This window comes from Vannielia sp. SX4 (assembly GCF_052828525.1).
Window position 1 is genome coordinate 43,222 of sequence record NZ_CM128247.1, and the last position, 19,766, is coordinate 62,987.

Sequence of the window (19,766 nt, forward strand, 5' to 3'; positions counted from 1 at the left end):
GTTCAACCTCGTATGACGCCACGGCACGCCACGCGCCGCAACAAAGCCACAAATCGGCCCCGAACCCGCCGGACCCGGTCGTATTGTGGTTAATAAGGGAACAAACACTTCAGTGGAGCCGGGGACATGATCCACACCGAGACCGAGGCACATCCGCCCGCGGGCACATGGCTTGCCGTCAGCTACCGGCTGGATGACATTCGCCACGCCACCCCCGGCCGCACCACGCCCCACGAGTTTTGCGAAGAGGCGATGGTGCTGATCGAGGCCTCGCTGGAGATGGCGGACCTCGGCCATTCCACCGGCACGCAGGAGATGCCCAGCAGCGACGAGCCGGGCGCACTCTGGATCAGCTTTTCCGTTTCCGACCCTGTGCGCGCCGAACGGGTGATCCGCAAAACCGTGCGTGGCACCAGCTACGGCGGCTTCGCAGCCATTTCGCGGGCCGATCCGGCCCGCGCCTGAGGTTTCCCTCAAGCGCTGCAGATCAGGGCTTGCTCCTGCCCGCGGCAGCAGGCCCATTCCGCGCATGACTAAAGATCTCTCTGCCGAAGACGCCCGCCTGCTGACCGAAACACTTGCGCTGATCCCTGTACAGGATCAGATCCAGATGGACAGTCGCGACCGGAAGCGGCTGCGCCAGCCCATCTCGAAGGTCACGCCTGAAACCTTCTTCCTTTGGCATCTCAGCGAGCACCTGATCTTTGAAGAAGAGACAGACCCGGCACTGAGGAAGCAGGGCGTGCGGCTGCGCCCGGTGGGCGTACATCCTGAAGGGCGTCTCTCAGAGGCTGAGATCGCCGCGGAGGAAGCCCGCCTCGGCGTGGCGCTCCCGCAGCCATGGCGCGCCATCTACCGCCACTTCAACGGCGGCTGGAACAACACTCTGCACTGGGGCGACCCGGCGCACCCGCGCGATACCGAGCCGCTTGCCCTCATTAGCCGCTGCGAAAGCCTGCCGCTGCAAGAGGTCGCTCCCCTGCGCGATCTGATGAGCCCCGACCGCCCGGAGCTGGACCTCTCGCTCATCGATCCCCGCCTAATCGCCATCGGCTATCACCAGAGCGAGGCCATGCTGCTCGATTACCGCGCCGGCCCGGACCCTCGAGTGGGTCATGCCTATATCGACGAGTTCAGCGACGACCCTCTGCCAACATGGGAAGAGGAGGCCTTCTGGTGGCCCAACATGCGGGTCTATTTCGCCGGCCTCTACCTGCAAGACCGGGCGGTGTAAGCCCTCAATGCAAAGGGCCGCCCCAAACGGAACGGCCCCGCAGGGTGGGCAGTCAGCCCACCGCCATGTTTCGCGTCACACCTGCTTGGAGACCTGCGTGAACTCCAGTTCGACCGGAGTGGCACGGCCAAAGATCGACACCGTGACCTTCAGGCGCTGGCCTTCGTCATCGACTTCCTCCACGTTGCCGCTGAAGCCCTCAAAGGGCCCGTCGGTCACGTTCACGTTCTCGCCGACCTCGAAGGTGATCAGGCTGCGCGGCGCGGCCTCGCCCTCTTCGACGCGGCCAAGGATCGCCTGAACCTCGGCATCGCGCATCGGCATCGGGCGGCCCTGCGGCCCCAGAAAGCCGGTGACCCGGTTGATTGAGGTGATCAGGTGATAGCCCGCATCGCTCATGTCCATCCGGACCAGCACGTAACCCGGCATGAAGCGCCGCTCGGCAGTCACCTTCTTGCCCCGGCGCACCTCGATGACCTCTTCGGTCGGCACCAGAACCTCTTCGATCTCTTCGGTGAGGCCGGCAGCCTCCGCATCCGTCCGGATCTGCTCGGCCACCTTCTTCTCGAAGTTCGAGAGAACCGCCACCGAATACCACCGCTTTGCCATGTCAAACCTGCTTGTCTCTGGCCCCGCTCGGGGCGCGTCAATCCGACTCCCCGATAAAAAACGGGCGCGCCGTCGATTCGGGCGCGCCATGTTTTCGGGGATTGCTGGCGGGATACTCTCCCCGCCTTCCGATTTCAAGTCCGTAGGGTGCGCATTGATGGCGCACCCGCCCGCCGGCCTCAGCCGAACAGGCCGAGGATCTGGGTCAGGCCGGTGCGGATCAGCCAGTCGACGAGGAAGAAGAACACGCCCGTGAGGATCGCCATGATGAAGACCATGACGGTCGTCAGCACCACCTCGCGGCGGGTCGGCCAGACGACCTTGCCCACCTCGGTGCGGACCTGCTGGATGAACTGAAGCGGATTGGCGCGGGCCATGGGTGCTCTTTCCTCGGGTGTTCGTTCGGGGCCACTTACGGGCTTCGCGTGGCGATTTCAAGGCCAGCGGTGCCGCCTGGCGCATCACCGGCTCGTAGGGTGGGCAAACTGCCCACCGCGCTCACCGGCCCCGAACGGCCCTGATCAATACACCGGGTAGGCCGTCGCCGTGCCCGCCGCGCGGTCGATCACCACGATCCGCCAGCCATCGGTCACGGCGATCACCTTGCCGTCAGGCAGGTATTCGAACCCTTGGGTCTTCTCGAACCAGCCGGGCAGGTCGTCCACCCCCAGCGTCAGGGGCGCGCCGCCGCCGACCGGGATGAAGCTCACCTTGCCGCCGTCGCCCGCCACGATCTCGGAGCCGTCGGGGCTGATTTCGGCGTAATCGGCATTGGTGCGTTGCAGGTCGAGCATGGTCACCTCGCCCGCGGCATCCGTCACCATCGGGTCGCTGCCCGGCTTGAGGTAAAACACCTGATCGCCCACGCCCCGGATGTCATCGAAGTTCGAGGCGCTGTACCAACTCGTGGTGGCATCGAATGTGCCGGCCTCAAGATCGATCTTCAGCAGCTTCGCGGCGTAGGCATCGTGCTTCTTGCGGAAGATCTCCTTGTCGAGCCCCTTCAGGTCGTTGGAGGGCTGCTCCTTGGTCTCGTCTTCGGTCTTTTCTTGCCGGGTGATCGCGTAGAGCATCGTGCCATCGTCGCTCAGTCCCGCGCTGTCGATCGGGTAGCCCTCGGGCGTGCTCACCGTCTTGGTCTGTGCACCGGTCGCCGCGTCGATCACGGCAATCTCGCTGCCGCCGGAGCTGCCCTTCCAAATCACGATCCGCTGCGCCTCGGGCCGGAAGGCCATGTCGCGCACCCGTTGGATTTCCCATTTCTTGCTCATGTCGGCGGCGGCATAGGCGGTCAGCATGTCATCGCTGTCGAGCACGTAGACGAGGCTGCCATCTGCGGAGTGATCCATCCACACAGGCATCGCCGGGCTCCAGATCCGGTCCTTCACCTCGAAGGTGGCAGCGTCGATCACGTAGATCACACGGTTGTCTCCGCCCGCCAGCAGGGTGGCGCCATCGGGGCTGAGGCTGAAGCCGCCAAGCCCGCCGGACGGCAGGTTGGCCGCAGCGGGCAGGGCGAGGCTGGCAGAAAGGGCAACGGCAGCGGCAATCCGCTGGAGGGCGCGCGTCATGGCAATGTCTCCGGTCTAATGACTTGTTTCAACGCGGCGGAGGCTGGCAGCCGCACCCGGCCCGGTCAAGGCCGGAAATCCCTCAGGCGCTTGCCGCCTCGGGCTTGAACCGGCTGGGCGCGCAACCGAACATCCGGCTGAACTCGCGGCTGAACTGGGTGGGGCTCTCGTAGCCCACCGCAAAGGCCGCCTGGCTCACACCCTGCCCCCCGGCCTCGATCAGCCGCCGCGCCTCCATCAGGCGCATCTTCTTCTGAAACTGCAGCGGCGTGGTGCCGGTCAGCGCCTTGAATTGCGCATGGAAAGTGGTCTCCGACATTCCCGCGCCCCGTGCCAGCTCGGGCACCCTGAGTTGCGCGTCATAGGTGCGCCGGATTTCCGCCGTGGCGCGGGCAATGCGGGCGGCGTGAGAGGCAGGCCGGGCCAGCTCGCGCAGCGCCGGGCCGTGGCAGGAGTTCAGCAGCCAGTAATGCAGCTCCCGCTTGATCAGCGGGGCGAGCTGCGGAATGGCAGCCGGTGTGTTCTTCAGCCGGAACAGCCGTGCCATCGCGCCGAGCACCGCCTCATCCGCCTCGCCGGTGCTGATCACGGGCCCAACAGCGCCCTCGTCCGCACCGTCGATCTCTGCGGCGATCTCGTGCAGCAGCGGCGGGTCGATCCGCAGGCCCAGAGAGGTGTAGGGCGCTTCCAGAATCCGCGCCTGCGTTGGCAGGTGAAAGCTGATGACAGAGCTTTGCCCTGCGGCAAACCGCAGCGGCCGCTCGCCGTGCCAGACCTCCTTCACCCCCTCCATCACAAGACAGAGCACCGGCTCGTAGACCACCGGCTCAACTGGGGTGGGCGCCCGCCGGCGCATCACGCTCAGTCCCTCCACCGGGGTGGCAGCCAGCTCCCGGCCTGCGTTCTCGCGGTCGGCATGGTCACGCAGTTCGGCAATCAGGGCACGGTCGATCATCGGCATCTCCATGACCCGAAGATGTGCCGATGGGCGGCCAAGTCAAAAGGGGCCGGGATCGGGTTGCGGAGGAATAGGCAGGTCCGACGGCGAATGCGGCAGGCCACCCGGTACGGCGCGGCCCAGATCAACGCCTATCGGATCAAACAAGGAGTTCCCACATGACCCGCATCGCTCTCATCACCGGCGGCAGCCGGGGCCTTGGCCGCGCCATCGCCACCCACCTCGCCCGCGCCGGGGTCTCACCCATCATCACTTACCACTCCAATGCCAAGGCCGCCGAAGAGGCACTGGCCGAGGCCCGCGCCGCGGGGGTGCAGGCCGCCGCCCTCCGGCTCGACACCGAGGACACCGCCAGCTTTGGCGACTTCGCTGAAGCCCTGCCGCAAACCCTCGCCGAACTGGGCGGGGAGAGCCTGAACGCATTGGTCAACAACGCAGGCTACGGCGCCCATGCCACCTTCGAGCAAACCTCGGAGACCGACTTCGACGCCATGATGCAGGTCCACGTGAAAGGCCCGTTCTTCCTGACCCAGGCTCTGCTGCCGCTGCTCGCCGATGGCGGGCAGGTGCTCAACGTCTCCTCCGGCCTCACCCGGTTCAGCTATCCGGGCTTTGCCGCCTATGCGACCGCCAAGGGCGCAGTGGAGGTGATGACCCACTACATGGCCCGCGAATTCGGTCCGCGCGGCATCGCCGTCAACACCCTGGCGCCCGGCGCGATCGAAACCGACTTCGGCGGCGGCATCGTGCGCGACGACCCGGAGATGAACGCGCGGATGGCGGAGATTTCGGCCATGGGCCGGGCCGGTCTGCCGGGTGACATCGGCGGCGCGGTGGCTGCCCTGCTCGCTGGAAAGACCAACTGGATCACCGGCCAGCGGATCGAGGCCTCCGGTGGCGCGCTGCTCTGAACGCAGGCGGCACCCATGGGCGCCCGGCTTCGGGCGCCCCTCACTCGGCCGGGGTCATCGCTCCGGCCGGGGCTGCGTCACGGGCCATTGCGCGGCGCTTCAGCACCGCCCAGACCAACCCCACGACCGCCATCGAAACATAGCCATCCACCGCATAGTGGTAGCCGGTGTAAACCGAGAGGAACATCACCAGCGCGAGGTAGAGGAACCCCGGCAGCGCCAGCCACCGGCTGCGCTCGGCAAGGTAGAGCGCCGCCACAGAGGCCACAGCCACATGCACGCTGGGGAAGGCCGAGATACCCGGCCCGATGAAGTTCTTGCCCTTGGAGTAGAGCTGCCACAGGGCGTCCTGCGTCATCCCGATCGTGGTGTGCTCGATGCCGCCATCGTTCAGAACGGTGATCAGCCCACCAAACCGCTCGCCGCCGAGTAGCCTGTCATAGAAGATCGGTCCGACCGAGAGGCCGGAGAGCGCCAGCACGTTGCCGATGAAGACCCATGCCACGAGGAAGAGGATCAGAAAGCGCTTCACGCGCGCCTTGTCACTGTCGACCAGGACAAGCAGGAAGGGGAAGAGCAGCGCCCAGACGCCCCAGATCTTTGTGTAGGCCAGAAACAGCTTCTGCCCTTCGCCCATGCCGATCAGCGCATGGGTCCACTCCCATGGCACACCGCCGTGGATCGCCTCGTCGAGATCGGCAAGGAAAGGGTCGGCGTAGAAGGGCATCAGCATCGGGAAGGCGCTCTTCATCATCGTGAAGCCCGATTGCATGAGCACACAGGCGATGAACACCTTCAGCAACGCCGCGCCGCGCAGGCGGATGCGTTGCCAGCCGATCACGAAGAACAGGCCAATGACCACTGGGAAGATGCCAAGCAGCACATCGCGGATGAAGTAGAAGAACTTCTGCCCGCCGCCCACCGCAGGGGTCGCTGCAGAGAGCAGGTCCACCCCGAAGCTGACGACGATGCCCGACAGGATCATGTAGATGAAGGCAAAGCGCAGAAACCACGAAATCTCGCTCGCGGCAAAGGGCTCGTCGGCCCCCTTGCGCAGATGTCCAATCGCGTTGCCAAACATGGCCAAACCCCTCGATAGCCCCAGTCACCCGGTTCCCGGGCGTCAACCTTCCAGCGTTGGTGCCTGCAAAATCAGATGGTTTCGGGGCTCAAATCGGCCAATTCCAGGGCAGGCCGCACCGATTGCCTGCGCCGCGCCACGGCCCATGTGGCGAGGATCACCGCTATCGAGGCATAGCCATCCACTGCGTAGTGCCAGCCCAGATGCACCGACAAAAACAGGAAGACCGCGGTGATCGCCACCGAGAGCGGCGCCAGCCAGCGGGCGCGTTCGTAGAGGTAGAGTGAGACCACGCAGGCCATGCCCACATGCACGCTGGGAAAGGCCGAAATGCCCGAGCCCACGCCCTGCGCCCCGCTGGCATAGACGCCCCAGAGAAAATCCTGCACCTGCCCGGTCATGCTGGCCGAGATGCCGCTGGCCGCGAGCGCCTCGATCAGCCCGGCAAAACGGTCGCCGCCCAAGAGCCTGTCATAGTAGATCGGCCCGGCAGAAAGGCCGCCCAGCGCCAGAACCGAGCCGAGCATCGCCCAGCCCACCGCGTAGAGCAGCAGAAACCGGGCCACCCGGGCGCGGTCGCCGTCGAAGAGGACGAGGATCACCGGCAGATACATCGCCGGCACGATCCACGCCCCCATGTAGATCGCCACCGCCACAGCGGGCGGTATCCACGTGCCGATGGCATGGGTCAGCACGTAGGGGTCCACGCCGAGGTGCAGCGCCCGGTCCAGCGCGGCAAGTGGCGGATCGGCCCAGAACGGCATGGCATAGGGCAGGGAGGTTTTGACCATGGTGAAGGTCAGGAAGAACAGGTTGCAGACCATGAGCACCAGAAAGGCCCTCGGCAGCCGGGCCATGACCTCGCCCCGCGGCAGCACAAAGAACAGCGCGACGACGCCCGCGATCAGCCACCAGCACTTCTGCATAAAATAGATCGCCGTCGCCGGAAGGGCGGCCACGAGGCCGCCGATCAGCGCCACCGGATCATCGCGCACGAGGGCGACAAAGGCGATGCCCGCCAGAAAGTAGATCGCCACGAATCTCAGGAAGTTGCGCATTAACTGCCCGCCTGTTTCTGCCCCTCGTTCCGCCGCGCGATTGCGGCCGGTGTCACCACCTCCGCCCCGCGACCGTTTTCCGCCACCCTAGCCGCGCAACCCTTTCCGGACTATTGACTTTCCCTTCCCTGATTGAGTTAAGAGCCTGAGTGTTGCCCTTTCTCCCAGTGAAAGTTCCACCACCGCGATGGATAAAATACCGATGACCCGCGCGGGCCATACCGCGCTCGATACCGAACTGAAGCAGCTCAAGAGCGTTGAGCGGCCGGCGATCATCAAAGCGATCGCCGAGGCCCGTGAGCATGGCGATTTGAGCGAAAATGCCGAGTATCACTCCGCCAAGGAGAAGCAGAGCTTCATCGAAGGCCGGATCAAGGAGATCGAGGGCGTGCTCTCGCTCGCCGAGGTGATCGACCCGGCCAAGCTTTCGGGCTCCATCAAGTTCGGCGCGACGGTCACGGTGGTCGATGAGGACACCGACGAGGAGAAGAGCTGGCAGATCGTCGGCGAGCACGAGGCCGACATCGAGCGCGGCCTGCTCAACATCAAGTCTCCCATCGCCCGCGCCCTGATCGGCAAGGACGAGGGCGACTCTGTCGAGGTTCGTACGCCGGGCGGCGAAAAGAGCTACGAAGTCCTGAGCATCAAATACGTCTGACGGGAGCCTGCGGGGGGTGAGCGAGGCCGAGAACAGCAGCATGACGCAGCAGCCTGTGCGGCTCGAACCCGCCCCCATGCGCAGCGCCCAGGGCGCCGCCTCCGAGCCCGCGCGCGGCTTCGGCTCCGCCGAGTTCATCGGCATCGGCCTGACCCTGCTCTGGGGCCTGCTGGTCGGCAGCTTCTTCCTGCTGGTGCCGGGTGGCGACGGCGGGTTCGACCCGATCATCTTTGTAATGACCCTCTTTGCCATCTTCATGCCCGTGGCGCTGATCTGGATCGGCGTCTCGGCGGCCAAGAGCAGCAAGATCATGCGCGAAGAGAGCGCCCGGCTGACGGCGGCCGTGGATGCCCTGCGCTCCAGCTACGTCAGCAGCGCCTCGGGCGAGCGGACTGACCCACGTGCAAGCGCCGTCGAGCGCAAGCTCGAAGAACTGGTGACAGCCCAACGCAACGCCGAGGCCGCGCTGTCGCGCATCGCCTCCCGCGCCGGGCTGGCCGCCGAAGTGCCGCTGCCCGGCAAACCCGCCCTCTCGCGCCCCGAGCCCGCCCCCGAGGCAGAGGCCCAGCCCGCCTTCGACCTCGGCACCCCGGCCGTCACCGGAGCCGCGCCGATCTCGGTCGAGGAGTTCACCCGCGCGTTGAACTTCCCCGAGAACGAGAAGGACAAGGCCGGCTTTGCCGCGCTCCGTAAGGCGCTGCGCGACCCGACTATCTCGGGCTTGGTGCACTCAGCGCAGGATGTGCTCACCCTGCTCTCCGAAGATGGCATCTACATGGATGACCTTTCGCCTGCACCCGCCCGCCCGGCTGTGTGGCGCAAATTCGGGCAGGGCCGCCGCGGCGAGGAGATCGCCGGGATGGACGGCGTCCGCGACCGCTCCTGCCTTGCGCTCACCTCCGGCCGCATGCGCGCCGACCCGATCTTCCGCGACGCGGTCCACCACTTCCTGCGCAAGTTCGACCAGACCTTCGCCGCCTTCTCCGAAACCGCCTCCGACACCGAGATCATCGCTGTGAGCGAAACCCGCACCGCCCGAGCCTTCATGCTGCTCGGCAAGGTCTCGGGGACGTTCGACTAGAGCCGCGTGCGGCCAGCGCGCGCCGTCGACTCTCCATCCAACACCACACACGATTCGCCGCGACCCGCGTCGCGGCGAATCGTGCTATGGTTGTGGCGGGAAGGCCTCGGATCTTCAGAAGGACGACCACATTGTTAAAGATTCACAGATTGAACACCTTCACCACCCGCCCATTGCTCGCAGCACTGTCCGCCCTTGCTCTCAGTCTCGGCCCGGTCAACGCACAGGATGAAACCGATGATCGCCATCCGGGCAGCGACGAGATCGACGGGCTCAGAACCTCGACCGATTTTCCGGAGACAACGGGCAGCGGCGAGATCGACAGCTTCGTCAACCCTTCGGCGCGCAGCTATCCCTTTCCCGCCAAGGGCAGGGACTTGCCAGAAGGCGTCTACTGGCGCGCCACCGGCCACGGCAACGCCAGCCGAAAACGCGACATGAGCGCTGCGCGGTTCGACCCCGACTCCGGCAACTGGACATGGCGCTACCCTGCAAGTTCAGGCCTCAGTGGCGACGAACGCAGCCTGATCTGGAATGTTCCCCTCTACGCGCCAATGTCAGGCCTCGTGGTGGGCTGCTGGAATGCAGCCGTGGATGGCACCGACCCCCTCGAAGCGAACTGTGGCAGCAATGGCCCCGGCCCGTGCCAAAGGCCCGGCGGAGGCAACAATCTGCGCATCTGGAACCCCGACGAAGGCCGAATGTTCTTCCTCGGGCACCTCAGGCAGGGCAGCGTGCCTCAACGGCTCTGCCCGCACGGCCGCACCGAGATGGCGGACGCCTCCGACAAGTCCGGCCCCCTCGGCATGACGCCCGAACTGGCCAACACCCTGCCCTTCCCGCGTGTCGAGGAGGGCGATCTTGTCGGGCGCGTCGGCAACTCCGGGCGATCCTCCGGGCCCCACCTGCACATTGACCTCCTCGAATGCGAAACCCCGCTTCGGGATATAAGGGATGACTGCAGGGTAGCGCCCATGCGCTTCAACGAGGCCGATATCGCCGTGCAGCCCTCGGGGCGGGACGTGGTGGAAGAGGATTGGGTGGCTCTTGACGGCCCGATTCCCGTGACATCACCGTTTCGCCTAGTGCGGCCCGACCGGGGGATAGGTGGCCTTTCCGCCCCCGCCGCGCTCTCTGCCACGACCGAAGTAAACGCACGTATCGTGGTGGTCATGGAGGTCAACAATCCCGCCGAGCCGGTAAACGAGTTCGACTGGTTTATCAGTAATCCGGTGCGCGACGAGGATTTCGACCGTCTCCTTACGACGGAGTTCCAAGTGCAGGGCAATTGCCCCACCGGCGTGAAGAACGTCGAGGTGACGACGCCCCAAGGCACGTTAACAAGGAGCTTTCCAACCAGCACCGCGAGTTTCAACCTCACCCAGAGCTTCTTGGCCTTCGACCGTACTGAGGTTAGTGATCTCTGCCTCGCCTTAGCGACGGAGCAGTCAGAAAGCCCGCTCTGCAGCCAGGGGCCAGATCAATGCCTCTCCACTATCAATATCGATTTCGTCGGCGGTGAAGACGGGCCCGACAGCACGGTGGGCTTCCGCATGACTTGCCATGACGGAACCTCCATCGAGCGCGAGGTTGTGCCGCGGCTCGATCTCCAGTGCGGCCTCGTGCCTTTTGGCCATATCGAGTAAGGCGGACCGCGTCCCGCCGCTGCTCCAGCAAAAGAAAAGAGGGCGGATTTCTCCGCCCTCTGCTGTCTGCGTCACGAGGGAAATCGTGGCTCAGTTGAACGAGTACACCAGGCTCACACCGAAGGTGTTGTCGGTGTCCTTGAAGCCCGGCAGCGGGTCGCTGTGGTACTCGGTCAGCACCGAGGTCCGCAGGGCCAGAGCCTTCGACACCGCCACGCTCAGGGCGAGGTCGTTGTAAACCACGGTATCGGAGTCCGACGAGATCACATCGGTATCCATGGTCAGGTAAACAGTGTCGGTCAGCTTGTGCGCGTAGTCCGAGGACACGCCCCACGCCACTTCGTCCACTTCACCGGCGGCAATGTCGTTCAGCTCGGCAAAGCGGTAGCCCGGACCGGCCTGAACCGACCACTGCTTGGTCTCGTCGTTCAGGATCCGATAACCAACACCGAAGCTGGCGAAGGTGTCGGTCTTGTAGGACGAGAATTCGTCAACCGAGCCCTGCACTTTGGCAAAGCCATAGAAATCGGGGTTGAAGTCACGGGTGTACTCCAGGCCGTAGAAGAGGCTCTCTTCCGACTTCACGCCCTTGTCCTCGCCGTAAGCATAGCTGAGGTTCAGCTCGATGCCGTTCTGGCCCCAGACGTAGCCGAGGTCGGTGCCGATGCCGAGGTCGAAGCTCTCGGTGTTGCCCGACGAGGCGATGCCGCGCAGCGCGAAGGAGCCGGCAAACCCTTGGGGGCGGCCTTCGTTGCCAAAGCGGTCGAGGTCGCGCTCGGCGTCATCCTCGATGGCTTCGATAAGATCTTCATTGCGCTCGGCGGCAACGGAGGTGCCGCCCACGATGTCCTGGGCAATCGCGGAAGTCGCGGACAGCGCCGCAACAAGGGTGACGATGCCAGCGCCAAGTTTCGTTGCTTTTTCCATGGGTTTTCCTTTCCAGGGTTCATGATCCCCACCCGGAGCGGGCAGGAGCATCTCTGCTGAGCCGGTAGATAGGAAAGGGCTTATCGTGAGTGAAATTCTAAATAATCACGGATAAAAGCAGTTTTGCTCACGACATAAAATCCTCAATGATTTCCGAGGATTTCCACGGTTTCACCGCCATTCGCTTCGACCAGGGCCTCTAGGACAGCCTCTTGATCGGCGTCCAGCTGTGTCGCCGTTGCAACAAGTGCCGCCTCCGCAAGCTCCCGCACCTCCTCATCCAGATCATCCCGCCAGATCGACCAGACCGGGTAGGGAAAGATCGGCGCGTTCGGAACAAGGTGCAGCCGCTTCTCATCCAGATAGCGCTTCACATAGCGGGCGGGCAGGTAGGCCGCCTTGCGCCGCTGGGCGATGTAATCGGCAGCCATTGCCCCGAGCGCGAGGGTGAGGCCGGAATTGGTCAGCTCGGGCAGTTCGGTTGCGTGCGCGTGAAGAAACTCCGGACCCCAGTCCACGAAGACGTAGTCGGCGGCGATGTCCTTCAGCTCCGCCTCCCATGAGGCGACCAGAACCAGTTCTTCCTCCATCACCTGCCGGGCCGTTAGGCCGGGGCGCAGTTGAGGGGTGTACATCAACGCCGCCTGCACCACACCTTCGATGAGAAAGCGCGTCAGCCTGTCCGGCATCCCCAATTCACCGCGCAGGTTCAGTTCAGGCATCTCGGCCTGCATCCTGTCCATCCAGCGAAAGCCAAGGCGCGGCCAAAGCGAGTACTGGGCGCCGATGGTCAGGGATCTGGTGTAGCCCTCCGGCATCCCGATCTGCTGCCGCGCCTCCTCCCAGATCTTGATCAGCGATAGGGCATAGCGCTCAAACTCGCGGCCCGCAGAGGTCAGCTCCGCACCCGCCTTGGAGCGGGTGAACAGCACCTTGCCCAGCGAATCCTCCAACCGCTGGATACGCAGGCTCACCGCAGATTGCGTGACGAACAGGCGTTCGCTTGCGTTCACGAAAGACCCGGTGGCTGCGACCTCAAGGAAGGTTCGGATCAGGCTGATATCCATGTCGTCTCTCCCCGGGCCCTGCCGCAAGCGTGAATCACAAGGCCCGTCGTTGCAACCCGTGGGGCCGGACTTGCCCTGCCCCTTCTACAGCCCCGCTACCGCCTGCCCGGCGGCCACGCCGCTGGCCCAGGCCCACTGAAAGTTGTAGCCGCCGAGCCAGCCGGTCACATCCACGGCCTCGCCCACAAAGTAGAGGCCTGGCACCTTCTTCGCTTCCATCGTCTTGCTCGAAAGTTCGGCGGTCGAAACGCCCCCTGCCGTGACCTCCGCCTTGGCATAACCCTCGGTGCCGTCAGGCCAGACTTCGAGCGCTTCCAGCAAGCCCGCCGCCCGCTCCAGCTCGCGGTCGGGCGCATTGCCCATCTCCGTCGCAAGTCCGGCCCGCTCCGCCAGCGCCTCTGCGAGCCGTGCAGGCAGATGCTCCGAAAGCGCCGCCTTCAGCCCGGCCCTCGGCGCCCTCGCCCGTGCCGCCTTCAGCCGCTCCAGCGCGCCCGGCAGCAGGTTCAGCCGCACCGCATCGCCGGGGAGCCAATAGCTCGACACCTGCAAGATCGCCGGGCCGGAAAGCCCCCTGTGGGTGAATAGCGTGGCCTCTTCGAAGGAGACCCCGTTCACCGTCGCGACCGAGGGCACCGCCACCCCCGCAATGGTGGTGAAGAGCCGGTCGCGCTCCGGCAGGGTGAAAGGCACCAGCGCGGGGCGCGGCTCCACCATCTCCAGCCCGAACTGCCCGGCAATTTCATAGGCCCGCCCGCTCGCCCCCATCTTCGGGATCGACGGGCCGCCGGTGGCTACGATCAGCTGTGGCGCCCGCGCACCCGCGACCTCGAAATGCCCATCGCGATGCCTCACCGCCGTGCCACTCACGCCCAGCCGGGTCTCGACGCCGCCCTTTGCACATTCCGTCTCCAGCATCGCCACGATCTGGCGCGCGGAGCCATCGCAAAAGAGCTGGCCCAGCGTCTTCTCGTGCCACGCGATGCCATAGCGATCCACGAGATCGATGAAATTCCACTGCGTGTAGCGGCTCAGAGCGGACTTGGCGAAATGCGGGTTCTCCGAGAGGTAACACCCCGGCTCGATCCCGAGGTTGGTAAAGTTGCAGCGCCCCCCGCCCGAGATCAGGATCTTCTTGCCCGCCTTCTCGGCATGGTCCAGCAGCAGCACCCGCGCCCCGGCCTGCCCGGCGGTGGCCGCCGCCATCAGCCCGGCGCCGCCTGCGCCCAATATGATCACGTCGTAAGTCATGCGGGCCGTCTAAACCGCCCCGCCCACCTGCGAAACACCCTAAGGTGCGCATTCATGGCGCACTTCCCACCCGCGCCACCATCGTTAGCGCCCGCCGGAAGCCCAGCACCGGGGCCAGCACGCCCGCGCGCACCTCGCCCCGTGCCTCGAAGCCGCAGCGCTCGTACAGCGCCCGCGCCCTGTCGTTGCCTTCCACCACATCGAGGCGCACCTCTCCGCAACCGCGCCGCGCCGCCTCTGCCTTGACCGCCCCGATCAGCGCCGTGCCCACGCCCTTACCTCGGGCGTTTTCGGCCACGAAGATCCCGTCCATCAGCAATTGCCCGGCCGCCAGCTCCCGCTCGAACAGCTCCAGCAGCGGCCCGCGCCAAGCTGCACCAAACCAGCCGTAATGCCGCGCCATGTCGGCGAAGTCCCCAGCCATGAAACCGCCCTCCGGCGTTTTGTAACCGGCAACACCCAGCAGCACCCCATTCTCAACCGCGCATATCGCAAACCCCGGCTGGACGATTTGCGCGATGAAGCTCAGCGCCTTGCGTTCGGGCCAGAGAATGCGCCCCAGCTTGCCTCGGAACGCACCCCAGAACAGCCGCGCCACCTCGTCCCTCTGGATTTCATCGAAGCCGGGCAGGATCTGCATCAGAGGCCGAGCGCGGCGTAGGGGATGAACCGCACCGGATCGCCCCGTTTCACCTCAAGGGCCCCGTCCGGCAACTCGACCAGTCCTCCGGCCCAGCTGAGCCCGCTGATCCGCCCCGAGCCCTCGGAGCCGAAGACCTCCACGCCCTGCGGCCCCATCCGGGCGCGCAAATATTCCCGCCGCCCCGGCTTCTTGCGTTTCTCGAAGGCCGCCGGCACGGCAAAGCCCTCCGGCTCCAGCCAGCGCCCGCCGGCCAACACTTCCAGCGCGGGGCGGGCAAAGAGCGCCGCCGTAACCAGCGCCGCCACGGGGTTGCCCGGCAGGCCGAAGAGCGGCACGCCCTGCCAGCGCCCCAGCGCCAGCGGGCGTCCCGGTTTGAGCGCAATGCGCCACGCGGTCAGGTCGCCTTCCTCGCGTAGCAGGGCCGAGAGATGGTCCTCATCCCCCGCCGAGGCGCCACCCGATGTCAGGATCACATCCACGCCCGAGCCCGTCAGCGCCGTCCGCAGCGCATCGCGGTCATCGCCCACGCGGCCAAGGTCCACCGCCACATGCCCCCAGCCCTGCGCCATCGCCAGCAGCATCGGGCGGTTGGCGTCATGGGTCTGATGCGCCCCCTGCGCCGCGCCCGGCTCCACGATCTCGTCGCCGGTCGAGAGCACACCCACCCGGAGCCGCTGGGCCACCTGCACCTCTGCCACGCCCGTGGCCGCGATCAACGCCACATCCGGCGCACGGAGCCTGTGGCCGGGCTCAAAGAGCGCATCCTGCGCCGCTACATCCTCCCCCGCCTTGCGGGTGTTGGCGCGGGGCTTCGGCCTCCGATCGAAGGCCACGCGTGCCCCATCGGTCGCCACGTCTTCGTCGAGCACCACGGTATCGACGCCTTCGGGCAGGAGCGCCCCGGTCAATATCCGCAGCGCCTCGCCCGCAGGCACCACCCCGTCAAACGGCGCACCGGCTGCCGCGCGGCCCTCGGCCACCGGCATCTCGATCCGCCCGCCCGCATCCGGTGCGGGCACCCCGCCGTGGGCAAAGCCCCAACCGTCCACCGCCGCATTCGCTCCCGGCGGGTTGGACCGCTCCGCCCGAACCTGCGCCGCCACGATCCGCCCCGCCGCCGCGCCCACTGGCACTGTCTCGGTGCCAACCGCCGTGCCGAGCGAAGCCCTGAGCCGCGCCTGCGCCTCCTCCACCGGCACCCAGTCAACGCCCGCAGGCAGGGCAAAGCAGTCGTCCCGCAACGCAGGCGGCTGCAACCCTCGGAGGGCGGGACTGGTGCTGCCATCCGGCAAAACGCCAAGGATCCACCCCTCCTCCGGCGCCTGCACATCCAACATCGTTCCCAGCTCTTCCGGCGCCATCGCCGCCAGCCGCTCCGCCACCCGCAGCACCTGCTCGCGGTCCGGGATCTCGTCGCGGGTCGCCCTCGGCGGTAGCACCAGCGATGGCCATATCTCCACCAGCGCCACCGGCGCGCCGTCCAGCGGCTCGAACGGCCAGACCTTCGCCCCCAGCTTCCGCCGCAGCCGCGCCAACACCGGCAGCCCGGTGAGCACCTGAGAGCCGACCGACCCGGCCCCGCTCATCTGCCAGCAGGTGAAGGCCCCCTTGGCCAGCCGCTCCACCACCCGCCGCTCCGGGAAGTCGTTGCGATACCCGTCCTTCCGCCTTGGCAGCCCTTCGATCTCGCGCTTCAGCCCGTTTCCCCAGAACGGCCCGTCACCCCCGCCGACAGCCCGGTTTACCGAACCGGCAAGATCGAACCGGTTGCTCTCGCCGCCCCGGTCCTCGATCCGCGCCTCGATCCAGTCCCAAAGCGCCAGTGGGTCGCCCTGCCCGCAGACCGCCCTTGCAAACCCCGCCGGGTAGCCGAACGGAAAGTCGAAGCCCGCCATCACCCGCCGGCCCTGCGCCACCTCCTCGGCCAGCAGGCGGCCCAGGGCGTCTTCGGCCACCTCCCGGTTGCGCACATATTCCGCCGTCGCCGCCTCGCCCCGCCGCGCCACTCCGATCCAGATCGCATCCTTTCGCGGCTTGGCCCCGGTATCGACACCGCCCGACCAGTCCACCATGACGAAGGTGTCAAACATCACCGTCCCCATAGGTCGCGGCTTCCTCGGCCTTCGGCGCAAGCCCAACCTCCCGCAACACGAAATCCGCAATCGCCGCCGTATCATCGAGGTCGAACACCGGCGCGCCAACCTCCACCGGCACGTCACTGGCCACCGCGACGATCCCGTCATCCTCCAGCGCCAGCAAGCCCGCCCCGGTCTCCGCCCTGTGCGCCTCGATCCGTTTGTGGCGCTCGCGCTTGTAACCCTCCACCAGCACCAAATCGACCGGCCCGAGCTTGGCCAGCAGCGCATCCAGGTCGGGCGCCGGGCCTTCATGCATCAGCGCCCAGCGCGCTCCGCTGGCCACCAACACCTCTCGCGCGCCCGCCTTGCGGTGCCGCCAGCTGTCCTTGCCCTCCTGATCGGGGTCGAAGGCATGATGCGCGTGCTTGATGGTGCTCACCGTGAGACCGCGCCCAGTGATCTCCGTCACCAGCCGCTCCATCAGCCCGGTCTTGCCGCTGTTTTTCCACCCGACGACGCCGAAAACCCTCACAGCATCAACTCCGCGCGGGCGAGGTCTTCCGGCGTGTTCACGTTGAAGAAGGCGTCCGAAGACCCAAAGACCACCTCGCGCCCGTCATGCCGCTCGGTCCATTGCACCACCTTGCGGACACCATCTCCCAGCGCCGCCTCCAGATCGTCGGCCAGCGCCACTGGCCAGAGGCCGAAGGTCGGCTGCCGCCGCACCCGGCCGGCCTCGCGAACGGCTGCCAGAACGGGTGAAGTTCCGGCCGCCCCGGTCTGCAGCCGTTCCACCAGATCGCTCGGGAAGAAGGGCGTATCCGCCGCAACGCTCACCACGTGGTCCGCTCCCTGAGCCTCCGCCCATCGCATTCCCGCCAGCACCCCGGCCAACGGCCCGGCGAAGCCCTCGACCGGGTCGGCCACCACATCCAGCCCGAAGGCATCAAAGCGCGCCGCGTCGCCATTGGCGTTCAAGCACATCGCCTCCACCTGCGGCGCAAACCGACGGGTGACGCGCGCCAGCAGGCTCACCCCGCCAAGGTCCAGCAGCCCCTTGTCGCCGCCGCCCATCCGCCGGGCTTGCCCGCCCGCAAGGATCACACCCGCAACCTTCATGCCGCCCTCCAGCGCTCCAGCCGCGCCCGGAAGTCCTCAGGGCTCACGCCCTCCGGCAGGGCTTTATCCGGCACCATGATCAAGCCCCCGGCCATGAAAATGCCCGTCGCGTTCCCGATGTCGCGAGCTTCCTCAACCAGCGCCCAACTGCCCTGCCACCGAACCCGCTGCCCGGCTTGTAAAATCCCCTCCGGCCCGATCCGCAGCGTATAGCCGCCATCGCCGTCCTGTAACCGAAGTGCCATTTCCAGGTCTCTGCGCCTGCCCCAAACGAACGGGAGCCAGCTCAGACCGGCCCAGAAAACCGCACCCACCCCGAAGAACAGCCCCGCCTCCGGAGGCAGCCCCCAGTCGTCGATGTGGATGAGCATTGCGCATATGCCGATCACCAACCCACAGCCGATGAGCATAAAAACCCAAAGCGGCCAGCCTTCCCGGCCTCCAAGGGCAATAGCGCGGCTCATCTCCTCCCGTGAAAGCCTGCAATGAAATTCCAAAGTCTCCGGCAACGCGCTCACCCTGCCACCCTCCAACTTTCCAGCCGCGCACGAAAGTCCGGCCCGCCCATGCCCTCTGGCAAGGCCTCATCCGGCACCGGCATGCTGGTCGCGCCCATTCGGATCGCGGTGCCGCCGGGGATTTCGAGCACCGCGCCAATTCCCGGCCATTTGCTGAAGCTCTGCCCGAGCGCCGAGCGCGAGTCTATTCCATCCGGGCCAAAACGGCTCACCACTTCGCCCGCTTTTTCTGCGGCCTCCTCGTGTGCCGCCAAGATCCCGCGAAGCTGCTGCTTCCATGTGACTTGCCAGAGCGCCAACCCGGCCAAAAACCCGGCGCTGCCGAAGAAGATCGCAAACGCCGGAACTTTGGTGTCGTATAGGCTCCCCGCGACCACCACCGCGAAGCCGATGGCAACGCCGACGGCCACCCAAATCGGAATCCACCACGCCGGGCGCTGGCCTCGCCCCTTGCCCGCAGCCCCCGCGTTGATAGCCGCCTCAAGGAGCGCGGGAGACACCCGGTATCGGCATTCGATCTCGCTCATTCCGGCCACTCCAGCCGCTCCTCACCCGACAGGCAGACGAACCGCTCGCCGCGCATCCGGCCCACCAGCGTCAGCCCCACCTGCCGCGCGATCTCCACGCCCCAGGCGGTGAACCCCGAGCGCGAAACCAGCGCCGGAATGCCCATCAGGGCGCATTTGATCACCATCTCGCTCGTCAGCCGCCCTGTGGTGTAGAGCAGCTTGTCGCCCGCCGTCGCGCCCTCGCGCAGCATCCAGCCTGCCACCTTGTCCACCGCGTTGTGGCGGCCCACGTCCTCCATGTAAACGAGCGGCCGCGGGCCCTCGCAGAGCACCGTGCCGTGGATCGCTCCTGCCTCAAGGTAAAGGCTCGGCGTCGTGTTGATCTCCTTCGCCAGCGCATAGAGGTCGGTCACCTTCACCCGCGCGGGCGGTAGGGTCAGGCCTTCCAGCCCCTCCATCATATCGCCGAACACGGTGCCCACCGCGCAGCCGCTTGTGCGCACCTTCTTAGAGAGCTTGGCCTCGTAGTCCGTCTCGCCCACCGTTCGAACCACCACCACGCCCAATTCCTCGTCGTAATCCACCTGCTCCAGCTCACCCGCCCGCAGCATGCCCTGGTTAGCGAGGAAGCCGACGCCCAGAAGCTCCGGGTGGTCGCCGATGGTCATGGCGGTCACGATCTCGGTGCGGTTGAGGTAGATCGTAAGCGGCCGCTCCTCGACCACCCGCATCTCCACCTCCTGGCCCTCATGGTCGCGCCCGACCACGCGACGGGTCAGCCCCTCCGCCTCGATGTCAGGAGCCACCAGGTAATTACTTGACGTGCTCAAGTTTGCTGCCATCCTCTGCT

The 19,766-nt window shown here is 66.3% G+C and carries 22 protein-coding genes; 6 read left to right on the forward strand and 16 right to left on the reverse strand.

Annotated elements, in window-relative coordinates; all coding sequences use genetic code 11:
* Positions 1–126: 126 nt before the first annotated feature.
* Together ACUXVX_RS00265 and ACUXVX_RS00270 are read left to right on the forward strand one after the other, a co-directional pair.
* A complete protein-coding gene (locus tag ACUXVX_RS00265) occupies positions 127–465 on the forward strand; it encodes a hypothetical protein (protein ID WP_222471606.1) in 339 nt (112 codons plus the stop codon).
* Positions 466–529: 64 nt separating this feature from the next.
* Complete coding sequence (locus ACUXVX_RS00270; RefSeq protein ID WP_446309874.1) at positions 530–1,234, forward strand: SMI1/KNR4 family protein; 705 nt, start codon at positions 530–532, stop codon at positions 1,232–1,234.
* Between the two features lie 75 nt (positions 1,235–1,309).
* Here ACUXVX_RS00270 and nusG read toward each other — a convergent pair whose 3' ends face one another.
* The 4 genes from nusG to ACUXVX_RS00290 all read right to left on the reverse strand — a co-directional run bounded on the left by nusG (position 1,310) and on the right by ACUXVX_RS00290 (position 4,369).
* Positions 1,310–1,843: a transcription termination/antitermination protein NusG gene (gene nusG, locus ACUXVX_RS00275; protein WP_222471604.1), complete on the reverse strand. Its 534-nt coding sequence runs from the start codon at positions 1,841–1,843 to the stop codon at positions 1,310–1,312.
* A 179-nt stretch (positions 1,844–2,022) separates the two neighbouring features.
* The gene (gene secE, locus ACUXVX_RS00280) at positions 2,023–2,220 is read right to left on the reverse strand and encodes a preprotein translocase subunit SecE (RefSeq protein ID WP_222471603.1); all 198 of its coding nucleotides are present in this window, start codon (positions 2,218–2,220) and stop codon (positions 2,023–2,025) included.
* Between the two features lie 144 nt (positions 2,221–2,364).
* Positions 2,365–3,414: a YncE family protein gene (locus tag ACUXVX_RS00285; RefSeq protein ID WP_446309875.1), complete on the reverse strand. Its 1,050-nt coding sequence runs from the start codon at positions 3,412–3,414 to the stop codon at positions 2,365–2,367.
* Positions 3,415–3,496: 82 nt separating this feature from the next.
* On the reverse strand, positions 3,497–4,369 hold the full coding sequence (locus tag ACUXVX_RS00290) for an AraC family transcriptional regulator (protein WP_446309876.1): 873 nt from the start codon (positions 4,367–4,369) through the stop codon (positions 3,497–3,499).
* A gap of 161 nt (positions 4,370–4,530) precedes the next feature.
* Between ACUXVX_RS00290 and ACUXVX_RS00295 the strand changes: the two genes are divergently transcribed.
* On the forward strand, positions 4,531–5,283 hold the full coding sequence (locus ACUXVX_RS00295) for an SDR family NAD(P)-dependent oxidoreductase (RefSeq protein WP_446309877.1): 753 nt from the start codon (positions 4,531–4,533) through the stop codon (positions 5,281–5,283).
* 40 nt (positions 5,284–5,323) lie between these two features.
* Here the strand turns inward: ACUXVX_RS00295 and ACUXVX_RS00300 are convergent, their stop codons facing one another.
* Complete coding sequence (locus tag ACUXVX_RS00300) at positions 5,324–6,364, reverse strand: phosphatase PAP2 family protein (RefSeq protein WP_446309878.1); 1,041 nt, start codon at positions 6,362–6,364, stop codon at positions 5,324–5,326.
* A gap of 71 nt (positions 6,365–6,435) precedes the next feature.
* Positions 6,436–7,422, reverse strand: coding sequence for a phosphatase PAP2 family protein (locus tag ACUXVX_RS00305; protein WP_446309879.1), 987 nt, complete (start codon positions 7,420–7,422; stop codon positions 6,436–6,438).
* A 187-nt stretch (positions 7,423–7,609) separates the two neighbouring features.
* Here ACUXVX_RS00305 and greA point away from each other — a divergent pair, with 187 nt between their 5' ends.
* The 3 genes from greA to ACUXVX_RS00320 all read left to right on the forward strand — a co-directional run bounded on the left by greA (position 7,610) and on the right by ACUXVX_RS00320 (position 10,807).
* The gene (greA, locus tag ACUXVX_RS00310) at positions 7,610–8,080 is read left to right on the forward strand and encodes a transcription elongation factor GreA (RefSeq protein ID WP_222471597.1); all 471 of its coding nucleotides are present in this window, start codon (positions 7,610–7,612) and stop codon (positions 8,078–8,080) included.
* A 76-nt stretch (positions 8,081–8,156) separates the two neighbouring features.
* Complete coding sequence (locus ACUXVX_RS00315; RefSeq protein ID WP_446309880.1) at positions 8,157–9,161, forward strand: hypothetical protein; 1,005 nt, start codon at positions 8,157–8,159, stop codon at positions 9,159–9,161.
* Between the two features lie 149 nt (positions 9,162–9,310).
* Positions 9,311–10,807 (forward strand): M23 family metallopeptidase, encoded by a 1,497-nt coding sequence (locus ACUXVX_RS00320; RefSeq protein ID WP_446309881.1) that lies wholly within the window; start codon positions 9,311–9,313, stop codon positions 10,805–10,807.
* A 90-nt stretch (positions 10,808–10,897) separates the two neighbouring features.
* Here ACUXVX_RS00320 and ACUXVX_RS00325 read toward each other — a convergent pair whose 3' ends face one another.
* From ACUXVX_RS00325 to ACUXVX_RS00370, 10 genes are all read right to left on the reverse strand, one after another.
* Positions 10,898–11,734, reverse strand: a complete 837-nt coding sequence (locus ACUXVX_RS00325; protein WP_446309882.1) for a DUF481 domain-containing protein — start codon at positions 11,732–11,734, stop codon at positions 10,898–10,900.
* A gap of 143 nt (positions 11,735–11,877) precedes the next feature.
* Complete coding sequence (locus ACUXVX_RS00330) at positions 11,878–12,801, reverse strand: LysR family transcriptional regulator (protein WP_446309883.1); 924 nt, start codon at positions 12,799–12,801, stop codon at positions 11,878–11,880.
* An 84-nt stretch (positions 12,802–12,885) separates the two neighbouring features.
* On the reverse strand, positions 12,886–14,049 hold the full coding sequence (locus ACUXVX_RS00335; RefSeq protein ID WP_446309884.1) for an NAD(P)/FAD-dependent oxidoreductase: 1,164 nt from the start codon (positions 14,047–14,049) through the stop codon (positions 12,886–12,888).
* A gap of 52 nt (positions 14,050–14,101) precedes the next feature.
* The gene (locus ACUXVX_RS00340; RefSeq protein WP_446309885.1) at positions 14,102–14,689 is read right to left on the reverse strand and encodes a GNAT family N-acetyltransferase; all 588 of its coding nucleotides are present in this window, start codon (positions 14,687–14,689) and stop codon (positions 14,102–14,104) included.
* Positions 14,689–16,782 (reverse strand): molybdopterin-binding protein, encoded by a 2,094-nt coding sequence (locus ACUXVX_RS00345; RefSeq protein WP_446309886.1) that lies wholly within the window; start codon positions 16,780–16,782, stop codon positions 14,689–14,691. The genes ACUXVX_RS00340 and ACUXVX_RS00345 overlap by 1 nt, the downstream gene beginning before the upstream one ends.
* Positions 16,775–17,302, reverse strand: coding sequence for a molybdopterin-guanine dinucleotide biosynthesis protein B (gene mobB, locus ACUXVX_RS00350; RefSeq protein WP_446309887.1), 528 nt, complete (start codon positions 17,300–17,302; stop codon positions 16,775–16,777). The genes ACUXVX_RS00345 and mobB overlap by 8 nt, the downstream gene beginning before the upstream one ends.
* Entirely contained in the window at positions 17,299–17,889 is a 591-nt protein-coding gene (gene mobA, locus ACUXVX_RS00355) for a molybdenum cofactor guanylyltransferase MobA (RefSeq protein ID WP_446309888.1), read from the reverse strand. The genes mobB and mobA overlap by 4 nt, the downstream gene beginning before the upstream one ends.
* Positions 17,886–18,407, reverse strand: coding sequence for a hypothetical protein (locus ACUXVX_RS00360; protein WP_446309889.1), 522 nt, complete (start codon positions 18,405–18,407; stop codon positions 17,886–17,888). The genes mobA and ACUXVX_RS00360 overlap by 4 nt, the downstream gene beginning before the upstream one ends.
* Positions 18,404–18,934 carry a hypothetical protein gene (locus ACUXVX_RS00365; protein WP_446309890.1) on the reverse strand — a complete coding sequence of 177 codons (531 nt, stop codon included), beginning with the start codon at positions 18,932–18,934 and terminating at the stop codon, positions 18,404–18,406. The genes ACUXVX_RS00360 and ACUXVX_RS00365 overlap by 4 nt, the downstream gene beginning before the upstream one ends.
* Positions 18,931–19,758, reverse strand: coding sequence for a formate dehydrogenase accessory sulfurtransferase FdhD (locus tag ACUXVX_RS00370; RefSeq protein ID WP_446309891.1), 828 nt, complete (start codon positions 19,756–19,758; stop codon positions 18,931–18,933). Before ACUXVX_RS00370 ends, ACUXVX_RS00365 begins: the two co-directional genes overlap by 4 nt.
* Between the last annotated feature and the right edge of the window lie 8 nt (positions 19,759–19,766).